At 71.3% G+C, this 17,405-nt stretch carries 16 protein-coding genes, 1 tRNA gene, 1 other RNA gene and 1 pseudogene; 13 read left to right on the top strand and 6 right to left on the bottom strand.

Translation table 11 applies throughout. The features are described 5' to 3' along the window. Positions 1 to 30 precede the first annotated feature (30 nt). Entirely contained in the window at positions 31 to 867 is an 837-nt protein-coding gene (locus BLW32_RS26165; protein WP_068742435.1) for an arylamine N-acetyltransferase family protein, read from the top strand. On the opposite strand, the gene BLW32_RS26160 is transcribed toward BLW32_RS26165, so the two are convergent. Then, the gene (locus BLW32_RS26160; RefSeq protein ID WP_139286323.1) at positions 854 to 1,249 is read right to left on the bottom strand and encodes a hypothetical protein; all 396 of its coding nucleotides are present in this window, start codon (positions 1,247 to 1,249) and stop codon (positions 854 to 856) included. The genes BLW32_RS26165 and BLW32_RS26160 overlap by 14 nt on opposite strands. Here BLW32_RS26160 and BLW32_RS26835 point away from each other — a divergent pair. From BLW32_RS26835 to BLW32_RS26145, 4 genes and pseudogenes are all read left to right on the top strand, one after another. Further along, a pseudogene (locus BLW32_RS26835) lies at positions 1,240 to 3,687 on the top strand (MMPL family transporter); the annotation flags it as partial. The gene BLW32_RS26160 and the pseudogene BLW32_RS26835 sit on opposite strands and share 10 nt — an antisense overlap. Before the next feature lie 576 nt (positions 3,688 to 4,263). Then, a complete protein-coding gene (tgt, locus tag BLW32_RS26830; protein WP_082791514.1) occupies positions 4,264 to 5,565 on the top strand; it encodes a tRNA guanosine(34) transglycosylase Tgt in 1,302 nt (433 codons plus the stop codon). A 34-nt stretch (positions 5,566 to 5,599) separates the two neighbouring features. Continuing rightward, positions 5,600 to 6,589: a GlxA family transcriptional regulator gene (locus BLW32_RS26150; protein ID WP_068742432.1), complete on the top strand. Its 990-nt coding sequence runs from the start codon at positions 5,600 to 5,602 to the stop codon at positions 6,587 to 6,589. 57 nt (positions 6,590 to 6,646) lie between these two features. Beyond that, positions 6,647 to 6,862 (top strand): hypothetical protein, encoded by a 216-nt coding sequence (locus tag BLW32_RS26145; RefSeq protein WP_139286322.1) that lies wholly within the window; start codon positions 6,647 to 6,649, stop codon positions 6,860 to 6,862. Here BLW32_RS26145 and gluQRS read toward each other — a convergent pair. Continuing rightward, on the bottom strand, positions 6,851 to 7,708 hold the full coding sequence (gene gluQRS, locus BLW32_RS26140) for a tRNA glutamyl-Q(34) synthetase GluQRS (protein ID WP_068742430.1): 858 nt from the start codon (positions 7,706 to 7,708) through the stop codon (positions 6,851 to 6,853). The genes BLW32_RS26145 and gluQRS overlap by 12 nt on opposite strands. Before the next feature lie 9 nt (positions 7,709 to 7,717). Beyond that, on the bottom strand, positions 7,718 to 8,668 hold the full coding sequence (locus BLW32_RS26135) for a helix-turn-helix transcriptional regulator (RefSeq protein WP_068742429.1): 951 nt from the start codon (positions 8,666 to 8,668) through the stop codon (positions 7,718 to 7,720). A 63-nt stretch (positions 8,669 to 8,731) separates the two neighbouring features. Between BLW32_RS26135 and BLW32_RS26130 the strand changes: the two genes are divergently transcribed. The 6 genes from BLW32_RS26130 to BLW32_RS26105 all read left to right on the top strand — a co-directional run bounded on the left by BLW32_RS26130 (position 8,732) and on the right by BLW32_RS26105 (position 14,095). Next, a complete protein-coding gene (locus BLW32_RS26130; protein WP_068742428.1) occupies positions 8,732 to 9,262 on the top strand; it encodes a DinB family protein in 531 nt (176 codons plus the stop codon). A gap of 81 nt (positions 9,263 to 9,343) precedes the next feature. Further along, positions 9,344 to 10,372, top strand: a complete 1,029-nt coding sequence (locus BLW32_RS26125; RefSeq protein ID WP_068742427.1) for an ATP-dependent DNA ligase — start codon at positions 9,344 to 9,346, stop codon at positions 10,370 to 10,372. Continuing rightward, the gene (locus BLW32_RS26120) at positions 10,372 to 11,460 is read left to right on the top strand and encodes a DNA polymerase domain-containing protein (RefSeq protein ID WP_068742426.1); all 1,089 of its coding nucleotides are present in this window, start codon (positions 10,372 to 10,374) and stop codon (positions 11,458 to 11,460) included. Before BLW32_RS26125 ends, BLW32_RS26120 begins: the two co-directional genes overlap by 1 nt. A 48-nt stretch (positions 11,461 to 11,508) precedes the next feature. Further along, positions 11,509 to 13,032, top strand: a complete 1,524-nt coding sequence (locus tag BLW32_RS26115; protein ID WP_068742425.1) for an esterase-like activity of phytase family protein — start codon at positions 11,509 to 11,511, stop codon at positions 13,030 to 13,032. A 74-nt stretch (positions 13,033 to 13,106) separates the two neighbouring features. After that, complete coding sequence (locus BLW32_RS26110) at positions 13,107 to 13,457, top strand: ArsR/SmtB family transcription factor (RefSeq protein WP_068526018.1); 351 nt, start codon at positions 13,107 to 13,109, stop codon at positions 13,455 to 13,457. Next, positions 13,454 to 14,095: an SRPBCC family protein gene (locus tag BLW32_RS26105; RefSeq protein WP_068742424.1), complete on the top strand. Its 642-nt coding sequence runs from the start codon at positions 13,454 to 13,456 to the stop codon at positions 14,093 to 14,095. The genes BLW32_RS26110 and BLW32_RS26105 overlap by 4 nt, the downstream gene beginning before the upstream one ends. 4 nt (positions 14,096 to 14,099) lie before the next feature. On the opposite strand, the gene BLW32_RS26100 is transcribed toward BLW32_RS26105, so the two are convergent. Beyond that, a complete protein-coding gene (locus BLW32_RS26100; RefSeq protein WP_068742423.1) occupies positions 14,100 to 15,623 on the bottom strand; it encodes a PE-PPE domain-containing protein in 1,524 nt (507 codons plus the stop codon). Between the two features lie 84 nt (positions 15,624 to 15,707). After that, a complete protein-coding gene (locus tag BLW32_RS26095; RefSeq protein ID WP_068742422.1) occupies positions 15,708 to 16,550 on the bottom strand; it encodes an alpha/beta fold hydrolase in 843 nt (280 codons plus the stop codon). Positions 16,551 to 16,635: 85 nt separating this feature from the next. Between BLW32_RS26095 and BLW32_RS26090 the strand changes: the two genes are divergently transcribed. Then, entirely contained in the window at positions 16,636 to 17,076 is a 441-nt protein-coding gene (locus BLW32_RS26090) for an SRPBCC family protein (protein WP_231857420.1), read from the top strand. Between the two features lie 61 nt (positions 17,077 to 17,137). Here BLW32_RS26090 and BLW32_RS26085 read toward each other — a convergent pair. Continuing rightward, positions 17,138 to 17,226, bottom strand: a tRNA-Ser gene (locus BLW32_RS26085). Between the two features lie 61 nt (positions 17,227 to 17,287). On the opposite strand from BLW32_RS26085, the gene ffs reads away from it, so the two are divergent. Then, positions 17,288 to 17,382: signal recognition particle sRNA small type (ffs, locus tag BLW32_RS26080), an RNA gene on the top strand. Positions 17,383 to 17,405: the final 23 nt, after the last annotated feature.

Raw genomic sequence — 17,405 nt, 5'->3', positions numbered from 1 at the left:
ATGATCCGGGGTTCTTTTCAGGAGGAAACGATGAACGACGACGGTGCCTGGGGCGCGCCCGCCCTCGACCTGCCGCGGTACCTGGAGCGCGTCGGCCTGAGCGACCCGCCGACGCCCGACCTCACCGGCCTGTCCGCGCTGGTCCGGGCGCACGCGACCACCCTGCCGTGGGAGAACTTCGACGCCGTCCGGGGTGTCCCGGGCGAGCTCACCGTCGACGCCCTGCAGCGGCGGATGATCGACGGCCGCCGCGGCTACGGCTGTACGGGCCACGTCCCGCTGCTCGCCGCGGTCCTGCAGCGCACGGGCTTCCGGTTCGGCGCCGCGTCCGGGCGGGTTCTGGTCGACGGCCGCCCGTCGGCGAGCACGCACGCCCTGCTCGTCGTGGAGGTCGACGGTGCGCCGCACCTCGCGGAGGTCGGCTTCGGCGCCGTCCCGCTCGCGCCGCTCCGGCTGGAGAGCGGCCTGGAGCAGGACGCCGGCGGCTGGCGCTACCGGCTCACCGCCGAGACCGTCGGCTTCGGCGAGGAGTGGCGGCTCGACTTCCTCGACCCGAGCTCGGGGCAGTGGCGGCCCCAGTACCGGTTCGCGCTCACCGACCGCACGTGGTCCGACCTGCGGATGACGAACTTCTACGTGGCGACCTCGCCGCACTCGCCGTTCCGCGGGCGGCTCATGGCCGTGGTCAACCGGCCCGGTGAGCGGCGCGTCCTCACGCGCGACGCGGTGATCACGACCCGCCCCGACGGGGGCAAGGAGTCCGTGCCGTACGCGGCGGCGGACCGTCGGGCGATCCTCGCCGAGACCTTCGCGATCGACCTGCCCGAGGGCGAGGCCGCCGCGCTCGCGGCCGTCAGTGGGAGCTGAAGAAGCCGATCGCCTTGTCGCCGCTGTCGCAGCGCGCGAGCATGCCGGGGGTCTGCGGGAACGTGCAGTTCCAGCCCTCGACGGTGGCGGGCTTCGCCATCGCGATCTGCGGTCCGAAGGCGTTGGCGACGCGCATGGCCTCGGCGCAGTCGACCTTCGTGGTGCCCAGCGCGTGCACGTACAGGGCGCCGTCGGGGCCGCGGGTCTGCCCGCACATCTCGGCGCGGGTCTCGGCCACCGTCGTCGTGGCCGACGGTGCGCCGGACGGCGCGGGGCTCGCGGCCGGGTCGGAGGAACTGCCGCAGCCCGCGAGGAGCAGGCCGCACACTGTTGCAGTTGCGACGGCTGTGACAGGCGTTGCGAAGTGCTGAAATGCGGTCATGCCCTGCACGCTACCCGCGAACTGGTGATGAGCCTCACAAAAGTGCCGGTCAGCGACATTATTGCGGGCGGCAACGATCGGTACACTCGACAGCGACCCGTATCGCGCAGCCCGTCGCGCCTCGACGACCTGGAGTGACTCGCATGGCACTGTTCCTGTACCGGCTGGGGAGGTTCGCCTACCTCAACCGCTTCAAAGTCATCGTGGCGTGGCTGCTGATCTTCGCCGGCATGCTCACCGGCGGCGCGCTTCTCAAGGGCGCCACGGTCGACAACTTCTCCCTGCCGGGTCTTCCCTCGGCGAAGGCGACGGACATCGTCTCCGAGAACTTCGGCGACAGCGGCGGCGACCCGTTCACCACCGCCTCGGCGACCATCGTCTTCCACACCAAGGACGGCAAGCTCACCGATCCGGCGGCCGCGGCGGGCATCGACCGCACGATCGCCGACCTCAAGAACCTCACCAAGGACCAGGACGGCCGTCAGGTCTCCGTGGTCCAGGATCCGGAGCTCCTGCACAACCCGACGGGCAAGCTGGACACCGACGCGCTGACGCCGGAGCAGCGCTCGAAGCTCGAGGCGGTCGCGGCGCAGGGCAAGGACATCGCGTCGACCAAGACGCAGGCGCAGAAGGACGCCGACGCGGCGGCCACCTCGTCGGTGAGCCCCGACGGCAAGACCGCCAAGATCACGGTCGACTTCGTCGGCAAGGTCACGGAGCTGCCGGACACCCTGTCCGAGGACATCAAGAAGGCCCGCGAGGCCGGCGAGGCCGCGTCGAACGGCACGCTGCAGGTCGAGGCCGACGGTTCCGCCGCCCGCGGTGCCGAGGACATGGGCATGACCAGCGAGATCATCGGCATGATCGTCGCGGCGATCGTCCTGATCATCACCTTCGCCTCGCTCGTCGCCTGGGGCCTGCCGCTGCTGAACGCGATCATCGCGGTCCCGGTGGCCATCGGCGGCGTCATGATCGCCTCGCACTTCATCGAGCTCGGCACCTTCCCCACGGTCCTGACCTCGATGATCGGCCTGGCCGTCACCATCGACTACGCGCTGTTCATCGTGTCCCGGTACCGGCACGAACTGCGGCGCCTCGGCGCCACCACCAAGGAGCAGCGGGCCGAGGCCGCGGGCATCGCCGTCGGCACCGCCGGCACCGCCGTGATCTTCGCCGGCCTGACGGTGATCATCGCGCTCGCCGCGCTCGCCTTCATCGGCATGGACTTCCTCGGTCAGATGGGCGTCGCCGCCGCGTGGGGCGTGTTCATCGCCGTCATCGTGGCGCTGACGCTGCTCCCGGCCCTGCTGGGCCTGTTCGGCTCCAAGGTCTTCGCCGGCCGGGTCAAGGGCCTGCATCCGCAGGACACGGACCAGGGCGAGGGCCGCGTCGCCAACGGCCTGCGCTGGGCCAACCTGGTCAAGAAGGTTCCCGTCGTGACCCTCGTCGCGGGCGTCGCCATCCTCGGCATCCTCGCCATCCCGATGAAGGACATGAAGACCGCCCTGCCCGGCTCGGGCATGAGCGAGAAGAGCACGTCGGAGCGCCAGGCCTACGACCTCATCTCCGACGCCTGGGGCAAGGGCGCCAACGGCACCCTCCTCGTCGCGGTCGACGGTGCCGGGGCCCAGCCGAACCAGCGCCTGGGCGCCTACAAGCAGATCGTCGACCAGCTCAACACCAACCCCAACATCGCGCCGCTCATCGCGAACGCGCAGCTCGCCCAACTCGCGCAGGACAACAAGGCCGCCACCATCATGGTGACGCCCAAGTCCGGCCCGAACGACGACGACACCAAGACGCTGGTCACCAAGCTCCGCACCATGACCAACGGTGACGCCGGCACGAAGGCGCGGCTCGGCGTGGACCTCGGCGTCGCGGGCAGCACGGCCATCGAGATGGACATCTCGGAGAAACTCGGCGACGCGCTGTGGATCTACCTCGGAATCGTCGTGGGTCTGGCGTTCCTGCTGCTGCTCGTCGCCTTCCGCTCGATCCTGGTGCCGCTCACCGCGGTTCTGGGCTTCCTGCTGTCCGTCGTCGCCACGTTCGGCGTCACCTCCGCGATCTTCACCGACGGTGCCCTCGGCCTCATCGACAACACGCAGCCGCTGGTCTCGTTCCTGCCGATCTTCCTGATCGGCATCGTCTTCGGCCTCGCGATGGACTACCAGGTCTTCCTCGTCTCCCGGATGCGCGAGGAGTTCGTGCACACCGGCGACGCCACACAGTCCGTGGTGACGGGCGTGCAGTACGGCGCCCGTGTGGTGACCGCCGCTGCGATCATCATGATCTCGGTCTTCGCCTCGTTCATCCTCAACGAGCAGGTCTTCATCAAGGAGATCGGCTTCGGCCTCGCCGCGGCCGTGCTGCTCGACGCCTTCGTCGTGCGGATGGTCCTGATCCCGTCGGTGATGATGCTGCTCGGCAAGTGGGCGTGGTGGCTGCCGAAGTGGCTCGACAAGATCCTGCCGAACGTCGACATCGAGGGCGAGGCGCTCGTCGCCCAGCTCGGCCGCGGCGACGCGAACGCCGATACCGCCGCGATCCCCGCGCCGATCACGGCCGAGATCCCGGTGCCCACCGAGCAGCTCGTGGCCGCCGGTGCGACCGATGTCCACGCCCGCGGCAAGGCGCGCGTCGAGCACGCCGGCGTGAACGGCCACACCAACGGCACCACCAACGGTGCCGCCCACGGTGCCGAGCTCCCGACGGCCGCCCCGACGGTGCCCGTGCCGCTGCCCCTCGGCAAGGACGACGAGCACGTCACGGAGCAGGCACCGGTGTACGCGGACACGGAGCAGGTCGCCACGGCGGAGGCGGACGCGGCGGAGGCCGGCGCACCGGACACCGCCGAGTACCCGGTCGCGCGTCCGGGCGTCCCGCGCCCCGACCAGACCGCGACGGGCCCGATCCGCCCGCGCGACCGGACCCGCGACGAGATCGCGCAGCTGCGCGAGCAGAACAAGGCGATCGCGGCGGAGCTCAGCGCGCTGCGCTCTGACTACCGGTCGATGGCCAGCCGCACGCGACTGCAGAGCGAGCACATCAGCGATCCCACGCGGTTCGAGATCGAGGGTCGCCTCGAGGGGCCCGACGGTCCGCTCGGCCGCGCCGGCCGGCTGCTCACGCCGCACGGCGAGATGCTCACCCCCGCGTTCATCCCCGTCGGCACCAAGGCGACGGTGAAGACCGTACTGCCCGAGGCGGTCTCGGAGCTGGGCGCGCAGGCGGTGCTGGCGAACGCCTACCACCTGTACCTGCAGCCCGGACCGGAGATCGTGGAGCAGGCCGGCGGCCTCGGCGCGTTCATGAACTGGGACGGTCCCACCTTCACCGATTCCGGTGGCTTCCAGGTGATGTCGCTCGGGTCGGGGTTCAAGAAGGTCATCGACATGACCGGCGGCGAGGAACTGCAGGGCGACGACGCGATCGCCGAGGGCAAGGACCGTCTCTCCCGCGTCGACGACGACGGCGTGACCTTCCTCAGCCACCTCGACGGCACCGAGCACCGGTTCACTCCGGAGCGGTCGATGCAGATCCAGCACCAGCTCGGCGCCGACGTGATCTTCGCGTTCGACGAGCTGACCACCCTGCACAACACCCGCGCGTACCAGGTGGAGTCGCTGGAGCGGACCCGCCTGTGGGCGCGGCGCTGCCTCTCCGAGCACAACTGGCTCACCGCGCAGCGGCACGATGCGATCTCGCTGTGGGGCGTCGTGCAGGGCGCGCAGTACGAGGACCTGCGCCGCAAGGCCGCCCGCGACCTGCGGGCGCTGAGCGAGGAGGACCGGTTCTCCGGCGGCCTCGGCTTCGGCGGCTACGGCATCGGCGGGGCGCTGGAGAAGGCGAACCTGTCGACCATCGTGCGCTGGGTGAACCAGGAGCTCGAGGAGGACAAGCCGAAGCACCTGCTGGGCATCTCCGAGCCGGACGACATCTTCGCCGCGGTGGAGCAGGGCATCGACACGTTCGACTGCGTCTCCCCGTCGCGGGTGGCCCGCAACGGCGCGATCTACTCGCTCGACGGCCGCTACAACGTGACCAATTCGCGGTTCAAGACGGACTTCCGCCCGCTGGACCCGGACACGCAGAACTACACCTCGCAGTACACCCGCGCGTACATCCATCACCTGTTCAAGGCGAAGGAGGGCCTCGCGGCCACGCTGTGCACCATCCATAACGAGCAGTTCGTCGTCTCCCTGGTCGCGAAGATCCGGCAGTCGATGATCGACGGGACGTACTGGGACTTCAAGGAGGAGTTCCTGGGGCGCTACTACAAGGGCACCCAGCAGCACCTCGCCAAGTCCGACTAGCGCGGCGGGGCGGGGCCGGCCGTAGGATTCGGACATGTCCCACGTGGTGGCGCTGCCCGTCTGCGACGGGATGACGATGCTCGAGTACGGCACCGTGCTGGAGGCGCTCAGCTTCGAGTGGAACGACCTCCCCTCGCTCGGCTACGACGTGCGCGGCTGCGGGCCGGCCGACGGGGTGCGGACGCTCGGCGGCGCGGTGCTGCGGCCGGCGTACGGACTGGACGAGATCGCGGGCGCCGACACCGTCATCATCACGGCCGTGTCGGACCCGCGGACCGATTCGAACCCGGAGTGGCACGAGCCGCTGCGCGCGGCTGCGGCGAACGGCGCGCGGATCGTCTCGATCTGCACGGGTGCCTTCGCGCTCGCGGCGGCCGGCCTGCTCGACGGCCGGCGGGCCACGACGCACTGGCGCCACGCGGGCCTCCTGCAGTTCCGCTTCCCGCGGGTGCACGTCACGCCCTCGGAGCTCTACATCCAGGACGGCCCGGTGCTCACCGGTGCGGGCTCCGCGGCGGGCCTGGACCTGTGCCTGCACCTGATCCGCTCCGATCACGGGGCCGGCACCGCGAATGAGGTGGCCCGCCGCCTCGTCGTCGCGCCGCACCGCGACGGCGATCAGTCGCAGTTCGTCAACATCGACACCCTGCGGCCCGACATGGACAAGCGCTTCGCCGACTTCCTGCAGGGTCTCGCGCACGGCATCGGCGGCGTCAAGGGGCTCGACGACATGGCGGCCCGCGCGGGCGTCTCCCGCCGCACCCTGCACCGCCGGTTCCGGCAGTACACCGGCGTCGCACCGCTGGAATGGCTGATGCGGCAACGGGTCTACCGCGCCATGCGGTTGTTGGAGACGACGAACGACTCCGTCACGGCGATCACCGGCCGCGCGGGTTTCGACGCCGAGGAGACGCTGCGCTACCACTTCAAGCGGCAGACCGGCCTCGCTCCCACCGCCTACCGTGAGCGCTTCCGCGGCAGCGACGTGGGGCGCAGCTCCGCCCGGACGGTGGCCGGATCTTGAGGAATTCCGGCACCGCACACCTGGGCGGCGCGGCGCGGCCCGGATAGCGTTTCGGACATGAGGATTCAGCAGATGAGGAAGGTCTTCGGCGGCACCCGGGCGGCCCCGACGACGAACCGGACCCTGGGATGGCTGCGGGAGTTCGCCTCCGGTGTCGCGGCGGGCAACCTCGTCCGGCACGGCGCCGGCGTGCCCGGCGCGCACGACTCGCGGATCTGCGAGCGGCCGCGGCTGGGCCCCGCTCCCGCTGGGCGGCACGCCTCAGAGCGGTAGCGTCCAGGGCTCGCGCGGCAGCCGCGCGGGGTCGAAGTCGTCGAGCATCTCGCGCGGCGTGCGACCGCGCAGCCCCAGGCTCGCGGCCAACTCGGGGAGCACCACCGCCGGCCCGCCGCGCTCGGCGAGGGTGACGGCACCGTCGCGCTTCGCGAGCCGGACGCCGGTGGGCCCCAGCACCATCGGCACGTGGGCGTAGGTCGGAGGCGCCCCGCCGAGGAGGGTCGTCAGGTACGCCTGGCGGGGCGCGGAGGAGAGCAGGTCGTCGCCGCGCACCACCTGGTCGACACCCTGCGCGGCGTCGTCGACCACCACGGCCAGGTTGTAGGCGTACGTCCCGTCGCCCCGTCGCAGCACGACATCGTCCACGGCACCGGTGTACTCGCCGTGCAGCAGATCCGTCACGGTGAACGACGGGACCGTCGCGCGCAGGCGCACCGCCGCCGGCCGCTCCCGCCGCCGGACCACCCGCTCGGCCTCCGTGAGGTCGCGGCAGGTGCCCGGGTACGCGCCCTCCGGCGCGTGCGGCGCCGACGGTGCGGCGAGGATCTCCCGCCGCGTGCAGTAGCACTCGTAGACGTCGAGCCGCTCCAGCGCCGCCGCGTAGCGTGCGGTTCGCTCCGACTGCCGCACCGTCTCGCCGTCCCAGTCCAGGCCCAGCGCGGCGAGGTCGGCGAGCTGTCGCGCCTCGGCACCGTCGGCCGTGCGGCCGGTGTCCAGGTCCTCGACGCGCATCAGGAAGTCCCGCCCCGTCGAGCGGGCGAAGAGCCAGGCGAGCAGGGCTGTCCGCAGGTTGCCCACGTGCAGGTCGCCCGACGGGCTCGGCGCGTACCGTCCAGCTGTCACCGCCCCAGCTTACGAGCGCGCGCGGGAGAGATTGTCGGCCCAGCGGGCCAGGTGGGCCGTCAGCTCCGCGGGCGCGACGACGGTGACCTCGGCGTCGAGGACGGCGATCGCCATCGCGGGCCAGTCCAGGGAATCGGCCTCCATCCGCACGACGGTGCCGTCCGGCACCTCCTCGAGGCGCGCGTACCGGCCGATGAGCGGGCGCACGTGCTCGACGGGCGCGGCCACGCGGAACTCGATCCGATGGGCGGGCGCGCGCTGGCCGACGGACGCGCGCACGTAGGCGGCGGCGTCCTCGGCGGGGAGGTCGCGCGGCCGGAACCGCACGCCCGTGCTCGACGGTCCGCTGATCCGGTCGAGCCGGAAGCTGCGCCAGTCGTGGCGGTACAGGTCGTAGGCGACGAGGTACCAGCGGCGCCCGAGCGGCACGAGCCGCATCGGCTCGGCCAGGCGGTCGGTGCGCGCCCCGTCGGCGGCCGTGTAGCCGAACTCGATCCGCTCTTCCGCCCGGCACGCCTCCGCGAGGCCGGTGAGGACCCGCGGGTCGACGGCGGGCCCGCCGGTCAGGACGGCTGGTTGGGTGACGGCGCCCAACGCCTCGACGCGCTTGCGCAGCCGCGGCGGCATCACCGCGGCCACCTTGCCCAGCGCGCGCACCGAGGTCTCGGCGATGCCCGCGATCCCGCCCTGCGCCGCGGTCTGCAGGCCGACGGCGATCGCCACCGCCTCCTCGTCGTCGAGGACCAGCGGCGGTAGTGCGGCGCCGGCGGCCAGCTGATAGCCGCCGTCGACGCCGCGGGACGCGGAGACGGGGTAGCCGAGGTCGCGCAGGCGCTCGATGTCGCGCCGCAGGGTGCGCACCGACACCTCGAGCCGGTCGGCCAGCTCGGAGCCCGGCCAGTAGCGGTGGGTCTGCAGGAGGGACAGCAGCCGCAGGGTTCGAGAGCTCGTGTTCGCCATGTTTTCCAGTGTGTTCTGCATTAAGGACAGAAACTGACACTAATACCTCATAGCCTTCTTCACATGACCGAGACACAGACCATCTCCGCCGAACGCAACGACATCCTCAGCCTCCTCGCCGAGCGCCGCCACTTCTTGCGTTTCACCGCACAGGGCCTGACCGACGAGCAGGCCAACACCCGCAGCACCGTCAGTGAGCTGACCGTGGGCGGCCTCATCAAGCACGTCACCGAGGTCGAGAAGGGATGGCAGGACTTCGCCGTCGGCAGGCCGCACGCCACCGCCGACATCGACTTCGACAACCCCACCCCCGAGCAGATCGCCGCCTTCCAGGACACCTTCCGGCTGGCGGAGGGCGAGACCCTGGAGGGCGTGCTCGCCGAGCACGAACGGGTCGCGGCCGCCACCGATGAGCTGGTGCGCACGCTCGACCTCGACGTCGCCTACGAGCTGCCGGAGGCGCCCTGGCAGCCGCCCGGCGTCTTCTGGACCGTCCGCCGCGTCTTCCTGCACATCGCAGGCGAGACGGCCCACCACTCCGGGCACGCCGACATCATCCGCGAGACCATCGACGGCCAGAAGAGCATGGGCTGAACGACCCTCGGGAGCGGGGCCTCGCGGTGGCGGGGTCCCGCTTACGGCCTTTTGGTCGGTGTCCGCGCCTAGGATCGAGGCGTGGACCTCCCCGTGAACCCGCCGCTCGACCCGATGCTCGCCAAGGCCGCGAAAGCAGTGCCCGGCGAGGGCTACTCCCACGAGCCGAAGTGGGACGGCTTCCGCGCGCTGATCTTCCGCGACGGCGACGAGGTCTTCATCGGCTCCCGCAGCGGCAAGGACCTCGGCCGCTACTTCCCCGAGGTCGTCGCCGCGGCCCGGGCCGAGCTCCCCGAGCGCTGCGTGCTCGACGGGGAGATCGCCGTCGCCGTGCACCGCGAGGGCCGCAAGCGGCTCGACTGGGAATCGCTCTCCGCCCGCATCCACCCCGCCGAGTCGCGCATCACGAAGCTCTCGGAGGAGACCCCGGCGATCTTCATCGGCTTCGACGCGATCGCCATGGCCGACGTGGATCTCACCGGTAAGCCCTTCAGCGCGCGCCGTCAGGTGCTCGTCTCCGCCTACGCCGGCACCGGGACCTGCAAGATCAGCCGCGTCACCACCGATGCGGATGCCGCCGCCGATTGGTTCGAGCGGTTCGAGGGAGCCGGGCTCGACGGGGTGATCTCCAAGCGGGTCGACGGGCACTACCTGCCCGGCAAGCGGGAGATGATCAAGGTCAAGCACGCCCGCACGGGCGAGGCCGTGGTCATCGGGTACCGCCCGCACAAGTCGCAGCCGAACGCCGTCGGCTCGGTGTTGCTCGGTCTCTACCAGGACGGGCAGCTGCTGCCGATCGGCGGCATCGGTGCCTTCACCGCCGCCAAGCGGGAGGAGTACCTGCAGCTCCTCGAGCCCATGCGTACCGCCGACTCCGTGCAGGGCGAGCCCAACCGCTGGGCCACCCCGGAGAAGACGGGGGAGTGGGTGCCCGTGCGCCCCGAGCTGGTCGTCGAGTTCGACTACGACCAGATGGAGGGCATGCGCCTGCGGCACACCGCCAAGTTCAAGCGCTGGCGCCCCGACCGCGAACCGTCGAGCTGCGGCTACGACCAGCTCGAGGTCCCCGTCAACTACGACCTCGACGACGTCCTGCAGGAGGGGGAGTGATGGCCAAGGCCCCGGCAGCCGAGGTGATCGTCCCCGGGCCCGACGGTGACCGCCCCGTTCGGGTCTCGAGCCCCGACCGGATCATCTACCCCGCCACCGACCTCACGCCAGAGGTGTCCAAACTTCAGGTGGCGCAGTACTTCGCCGCCGTCGGCGAGCCGCTGCTCGCGGCCATCGGTGACCGCCCCACCGCGCTCGAACGCTGGCCCGGCGGAGTCCATCCCGGCGGCCGGCTCGCGCAGGGCCCGCAGGACAAGGACGCCGACGGCTTCTACCAGAAGCGGATGATGAAGGGCGCGCCCGAGTACGCGCAGACGGTGCGCATCGCCTTCCCGTCCGGCCGCCCCGCCGACGAGCTGTGCCCCTCCGAGATCGCCATCCCGGTGTGGTGTGCGCAGATGGGCACCATCACCTTCCATCCGTGGCCGGTGCGCAGCGCCGATGTCGACCATCCCGACGAGCTGCGGATCGATCTCGATCCCCAGCCGGGCACCGACTTCCACGACGCGGTCCGCGTCGCGGGCATCGCCCGTGAGCTGGCGGACGACCTCGGCCTGCGGGCGTACTGCAAGACCTCCGGCAACCGTGGCGTGCACGTCTTCATCCGCATCGCGCCGCGCTGGGACTTCGTGGACGTGAGGCACGCCGCGATCGCGTTCGGCCGCGAGCTGGAGAAGCGCGACAGCGGCGTCACCACCGCGTGGTGGAAGGAGGAGCGGGGGGAGCGGATCTTCGTGGACTACAACCAGAACAGCCGCGACCGCACCATCGCCTCCGCATGGTCGCTGCGCGCCGTGCAGGGCGCCACCGTCTCCACCCCGCTCACCTGGGATCAGCTGGCGGAGCTGAAGGACCCGCACGAGCTCAACCTGTTCACCGTGCCCGAGCGCCTCGCCGACGGGAATCCGTGGGCCGACATCGACGAGGTCGCGCACGACCTCACACCCCTGTTGGATCTGTGGGAGCAACACCCCGTCGAGCTGAACTACCCGCCCGACTACCCGAAGATGCCCGGCGAGCCTCCGCGCGTGCAGCCCAGCAAGAAGGTCGCCGAGCACTGGGACGCCGAGGGCAACCGCATCGAGTAGCCGATCACCGTCCACGCGCGGTTCACGGAGGTCTGGTAAGCACAGGGCATGCGTTCGAACCGCCGCCTTGCCGTTGCCCTCGTCGCCGTCCTCGCGGGCGGTGCGCTCGCCGCCTGCTCCTCGGGCGGGGGCGAGGACGCCGCGAAGCTCGATCTGAAGACCGGCACGAACTCGCCGCTCACCATCACCGCGGCGCAGCTCGCCGGACTGGCGCAGGGCGGCGCGGTCGTCGACGTCAAGCCCACTCCCGACGGCACCGTCGAGGCCGCGAAGGGCGGCGCCCTCGTCTTCAAGCCCAAGGCCGGGTTCACCGGCTCGGTGCAGCTCAAGGCCGTCGTCTCGCCGGCGGTCGCACTGTACTCGTCGAACATCCCGCCGCTCGCCACCGTCGGCGGCGTCTCCATCGACGGCAGCGGCTACGGCTCGTCGTGGACGCCGGTCCCGGGCGCTCCCGGCGAGTTCTACGGCTTGACCGACCGCGGCCCCAACGTCGACGGCCCGAACAAGGACGAGAAGGTCGCGGCCACCCCCGACTTCACCCCGCAGATCGGCCGGTTCAAGCTCGAGGACGGCGCCGCGGTGCTGCAGAGCGTCATCACGCTCAAGGGGCGCGACGGCCGCCCGCTCAACGGCCGGAACGACACCGCCGCGCCCACGGGCGAGAAAATGCTCGACCTCGACGGCGTCGAACTCCGGCCCACCGACCACGGCATCGACTCCGAGGGCCTCGTCGCTCTGCCCGACGGTTCCTTCTGGGTCTCCGACGAGTACGGCCCCTTCCTCATCCACTTCGACGCCAACGGCCAGGAGCTCGAGCGACTCCTCCCGGGGAAGGGCCTGCCCGAGGTTCTCAAGAGCCGCACGCCCAACCAGGGCATGGAGGGCCTGACGGTGACGCCCGACGGCAAGCGGCTGGTGGGAATCATGCAGTCCGCCTTGAACGTTCCCGGTCTGAGCGGCAGCGCCAAGGAGGTGCCCGTCACCCGCATCGTCGCGATCGACCTCGCCACCAAGGCCGTCCAGCAGTACGCCTACCTCCTCGACAACCCGAAGGACACCAAGAAGGCCGTCTCCGAGATCACCGCGATCTCCGACACCGAGTTCCTCGTCGACGAGCGCGACGGGAAGGCCGCGCCCAAGGCGAACAAGACGATCTACCGGATCAGCCTCGACGGCGCGACCCCGCTCGGCGAGCAGAACCCCGAGACCATCGCCGGCGTGACCGGCACCGCGGAGGCGGAGACCGCGCTCAAGGGCGCGGGCATCACACCGGTCCGCAAGACGGTGGCCCTCGACCTCAGCGGCCTCGTCGACAAGCTCAACCCCGCCGGGAAGTTCTTCGGCCACGACAAGGTGGAGGGCCTCGCCTCGCCCGACGGGGGCAAGACCCTGTTCATCGCCAACGACAGCGACTTCGGCCTGGCCGGCATCGCGGGGCCGAAGACGCCGTTCCAGCTCAAGGCGAAGGTCCTCGCCAACGGCCTGCAGGACAGCCTCGAAGTGCTCAAGGTCGACACCACCAAGCTGAACGAGCCCACCGCTGAGCGGACGATCACCGTCACCGTCGGGTGACGCGACCCGGCGGACCCAGCCGGAGACTAATTCACTCTTGACTTATATAAGTTGAGGGTGAAATACTCGATCTCGTGCACGCCTTCGACATTCTCGGTGACCCCGTTCGACGCCACCTGATCGAGCTCCTCGCTCGCGGTGAGCTCTCGGCGGGGGAGCTGAGCGATGACGTGCGTGCGCGCTTCGGCATCAGCCAGCCCGCGGTCTCCCAGCACCTGAAGGTGCTCCGGGAGGCGGGGTTCGTCACCGTCCGGCCGGAGGGCACGCGCCGCCTGTACGCGGTGCAACCCGAGCCGCTGCGGGAGGTCGACGACTGGCTGGTCCCGTTCCGGCACTTCTGGGAGCCCAAGCTGTGGGCCCTGGGGACGGAGATCTCGCGCGGCAAGAAGGCGCGCCGAACGGCTACCGAGAAGGACGAACAATGACGTACGACATCGACGATCTCGCTGCGGCCCAGCCCGCAGCGGTCACCCGGCGCGCCGAGGTGCGCGACAGCGGCGAGGGGGACGTGTACGTCTCCGGCTCGCTCAGCCAGACCTACCCCACCGACGTCGCCGACCTCTGGGACGCGGTCACCAGCGCTGAGCGTCTTCCCCGTTGGTTCGCCCCCGTCCACGGCGATCTCGCCCTCGGCGGCCGCTTCCAGGTGGAGGGCAACGCCGGCGGCACGGTCCTCGAGTGCGACGCCCCGCGCCGCTACCTCGTCTCGTGGGAGATCATGGGCGGCGCCTCGCAGGTCGAGGTCGTCGTCGAGCCCGACGGTGACGGCGCCCGCCTCACGCTCACCCACTCGGGCGAGAACGTGCGGGACTTCTACGAGCAGTTCGGCCCCGGCGCCACGGGCGTCGGCTGGGATCTCGCGTTCCTCGGCTTGAACGCGCTCCTCACCACCGGGCAGGACCGCCCCGAGGACGCCGAGGCGTTCTTCGCGACGCCCGCGGCCAAGAACCTCGTCGCGGCGGCGGCGAAGGCGTGGGCCGAGGCCACGATCGCCGCCGGCGTGCCCGCGGATCAGGCGAACGCGCAGGGCGAGCGCACCGCCGCCTTCTTCGCGGGAGAGTAGCCGCTCAGGCCGCGGCGGCGGCCACCACCGGCTCGTCCGCGGCGGGCTCGACCGCCTCGGGCTTCTCCTCGGTCGCCGCCGGAGACGTGGTCTTCTCGGCCGCGCTCGCGGCGGGTGCGGACGTCTCCTCCGCGCTCGTCTCCTCCGCCGCCGTGCCGGGCGCGACCGGTTCGGTCGCACCCGCCGGCCCGCTCGGCTCGACGGTGCCGGTCGGCGCGGCCGGTGCAGTCGTCGGGGACGGATCGGACTGCGGCTCCGTGGTCTTCGGCTCCGCGGTCTTCACGAGCTGCAGCACCGGCGCCTGCTCCTGCGTCGTCTGCGGCGCGGAGGTCTCCGTGGTCTTCGGGGCGGTCGTATCCGCGGCGTCGGTCGTCGCCGGGGCGGCGGGCTTGGGCGCGAGGAACTTCGACGCGTCGCCCGTGCCGGTCGCGGCCTGCCCGACACCCTGCACAGCGGCGCCGATCAGGTCCACGCCGAGGCGCAGCGGGTCGAGCACGGGGAACAGCCCGAAGGGACTGGCCGCGCCGTAATCGCGACGGTCGTAACCGGTCTCGATGAGCACGCGCGCCACCGGCGAGACCAGATCGACGAAGGGCGTCACCAGTCCGGTGGTGCCCGTGGCCTTGCCGAGATCGAGCAGCGGCAGCATGAGCGGGAGGATCTTCGCCGGCAGTGTCACGTAGCGGGTGTCGCCGCTCACCTGGCAGTAGGTGCCGGCGGAGCAGTTCGCGGTGGCGGCCTCGACGGCCGCGCGGACCTCGTCCGGGGTGTAGCCGATCGGCGTGGCCGACGGATCGTCGGAGCCCTTGGGGGTCAGCATCTTCCCGTGCACGTACCAGAACCCGGCGAGTGCGTTGGCCGTCGCGAGCAGGTTGGCCGGGTACTTGGGGAAGTCGGTGACGCCGTCGTACTGGAAGCCCACGTCAGTGGTGTTGACGGGGCGGGTAGGGGTGCCCGTGTTCGTGGGCGTGCCCGGGCCGAAGGTCACATCGAGGATCGGGGTGTGGCCGAGGAACGACGGCCGGGTGAAGAACCCGCCGTTGGGGCGGCTCGCGTTGCCGATGAGCACGAAGGAGACGTTGTCGGGGACGCCGCCGTTCTCGGCCAGCTGCTTCTTCACCGCCGTGACCACCGTGCCGCCCTGGGAGTACCCGAAGATCACGATCGGGGAGTCCTTGTCGGCGGCGGCGTACTGCTCGTTCAGGCTGGTGACGCCGCTCGCCACAGAGTCGTCCCACTTCGCACCCTCGAGCCCGCCCCAGCCGGAGAGCGGGATCGGCCAGAACTCGGCAATGTAGGGCACGGGCTTCGCGACGCAGGCGGTCGCGCCGCACGCGCCCGTGGGCTGCACGTAGTAGCCGATGACGTTCTCCTGGTACCCCGTCACCTTCGACGGATCCTTGGTCCCCGTCCCGGGGACGACGAGCACCGTCGTGGCCGCCCAGGCGACTGCGGACGTGAAGGTGAGGGCGATCGCACCGAACAGTGCGACCAGGACGTAGCCGAGCTTGCGGGCGGTTTCGCGCATGACGGTGCGACCTCTCGTGTTCAGGTTGCGCTCAGTTTCGCACGACTCGTCTCGTTGTGCTTGCGAACTCAATCGGCGCGGGGGCTACCGCCCGGCGGCGGCCAGGACGCGCTCCGCGCGGTCGGGGAGCAGGTGCCCCGCACCGGGCAGCAGGGTGACCGCGTCGTCGCCGAAGACGGCCCGCGCGTGCGCGGCGGCCCGCGGACCGTCGAGCATCTTGTCCCGGTCGCCGAACGCGGCGGTGACCGGCGCGGTGATGCCGGACAGGGCCTCGTCGGCGAAGACGGGTAGGCCGTCGGTGCGCGGCCGGAAGGCCCGGAACGTGAGGTCGCTGAACGCGGCGAGGTCGCGCTCGAGGCCCGGCTCGTCCGACGGCGTCCAGCCCGTGAAGTAGCGCATCGCGGCGCGCCGGCCGGGCGCGCCCAGCAGGCTCAGCAGGCCCGCGACCAGGAGCGGGGCCGTCCGGCGCGGCCCGAGACCGCCCGGCACGAGCAGGCCCAGCGACCGCACGCGCGACGGGTGCTCGGTGGCGTAGTCCAGGGCGACCCAGCCGCCGAGCGACTCGCCGATCACCGCGGCGCGCGGCGCGCCCAGGGCGTCGGTCACGCCCGCGAGCCAGGCGGCGTGCGCCCCGGGCTCCAGCGGCAGCCGTTCGACGACGGTGCCGCCCGGCTCGCCGGGGAGGTCCAGGGCGTGCACGCGATGGGACTGCGCCAGCAGGGGGATCTCCGTCGCCCAGTTCAGCGACGTGCCGCCCGAGCCGTGCAGGAGCACGACCGTGGGCGCACCGTCGGGCCCGGCGCTGAGGACGTGCGTCCCGTCGACGACGGTGCGCTCCACGTCCGGCAGGTGCGCCGACAGCAGCCGGTCGTACTCCTCGCGCACCGCGCGGCCACCCTCGTCGTTGCGGAATCGGTCGTCGGTCATCGCGCCCCCTCGTTCCGGTTCAGTCTGGCAGGCGCGAAGACCCCGGGGCGAGGCGCGACCGTGGTCTACTGGTCGCGTGTTCGAGATGGAGCGCGACCCGGCGATCGTGGAGCTCGACCGCTTCGTTCCGCGAGCCCCGGCAACGGTCTGGCGCGCCCTCACCGAGCCCGACATCGTGGAGCAGTGGCTGGTGCGGTCCGTCGGGCTCCGGCCCGCGGAGGGCACGACGTTCATCCTGGAGATCCCGTCGGACCCGCCGGGGGAGGTGTCCTGCGAAGTCATCAACGCCGTTCCCGCCGAGCGCTTCACGCACAGCTACACCGACCTCCGCGCCCCGCGTCCGGCGCGGTGGATCGTGGATTGGCGGCTGGTCCCGGAGGGCAAGGGCACCCGCGTCGTGATGACCATGTCGGGTTTCGACGCCGGCGACCGCAAGCAGATGTTCGCCCGCAACGCCGTGGAACGCGGCTACCGCAACACGCTGATCCCCAAGCTGGCCGACGCCGCCCTAGCGCTCGACGTCTGACCGACGCCCCGCGGATACAGGAACGGCCCGTGACCAACAGAGCTGGTCACGGGCCGTTCCGTGGCGGAGGATAGGGGATTTGAACCCCTGAGGGCTATTAACCCAACCCGCGTTCCAGGCGAGCGCCATAGGCCACTAGGCGAATCCTCCGTGGACCACTGTAGACGAAGGCCCCCGTCGACCCAAACCAGCCCGGACCCGTATAGTGGTCCACGGACTCCGCGCGGCGTCCATCCTGTGAACTCCCCCAGGGCGGGAACGCAGCAAGGGTCAACGGGCTCTGGCGGGTGCGCGGAGTCCCCTTTATGTCCGGGCCCGAATTCCGCCGG

Origin of the sequence: Tsukamurella tyrosinosolvens, assembly GCF_900104775.1 — a bacterium.
GTDB classification, from domain to species: domain Bacteria; phylum Actinomycetota; class Actinomycetes; order Mycobacteriales; family Mycobacteriaceae; genus Tsukamurella; species Tsukamurella tyrosinosolvens.
Note: the sequence above shows the minus strand (reverse complement) of the source record. Positions and strands in the feature narration are given on the sequence as shown.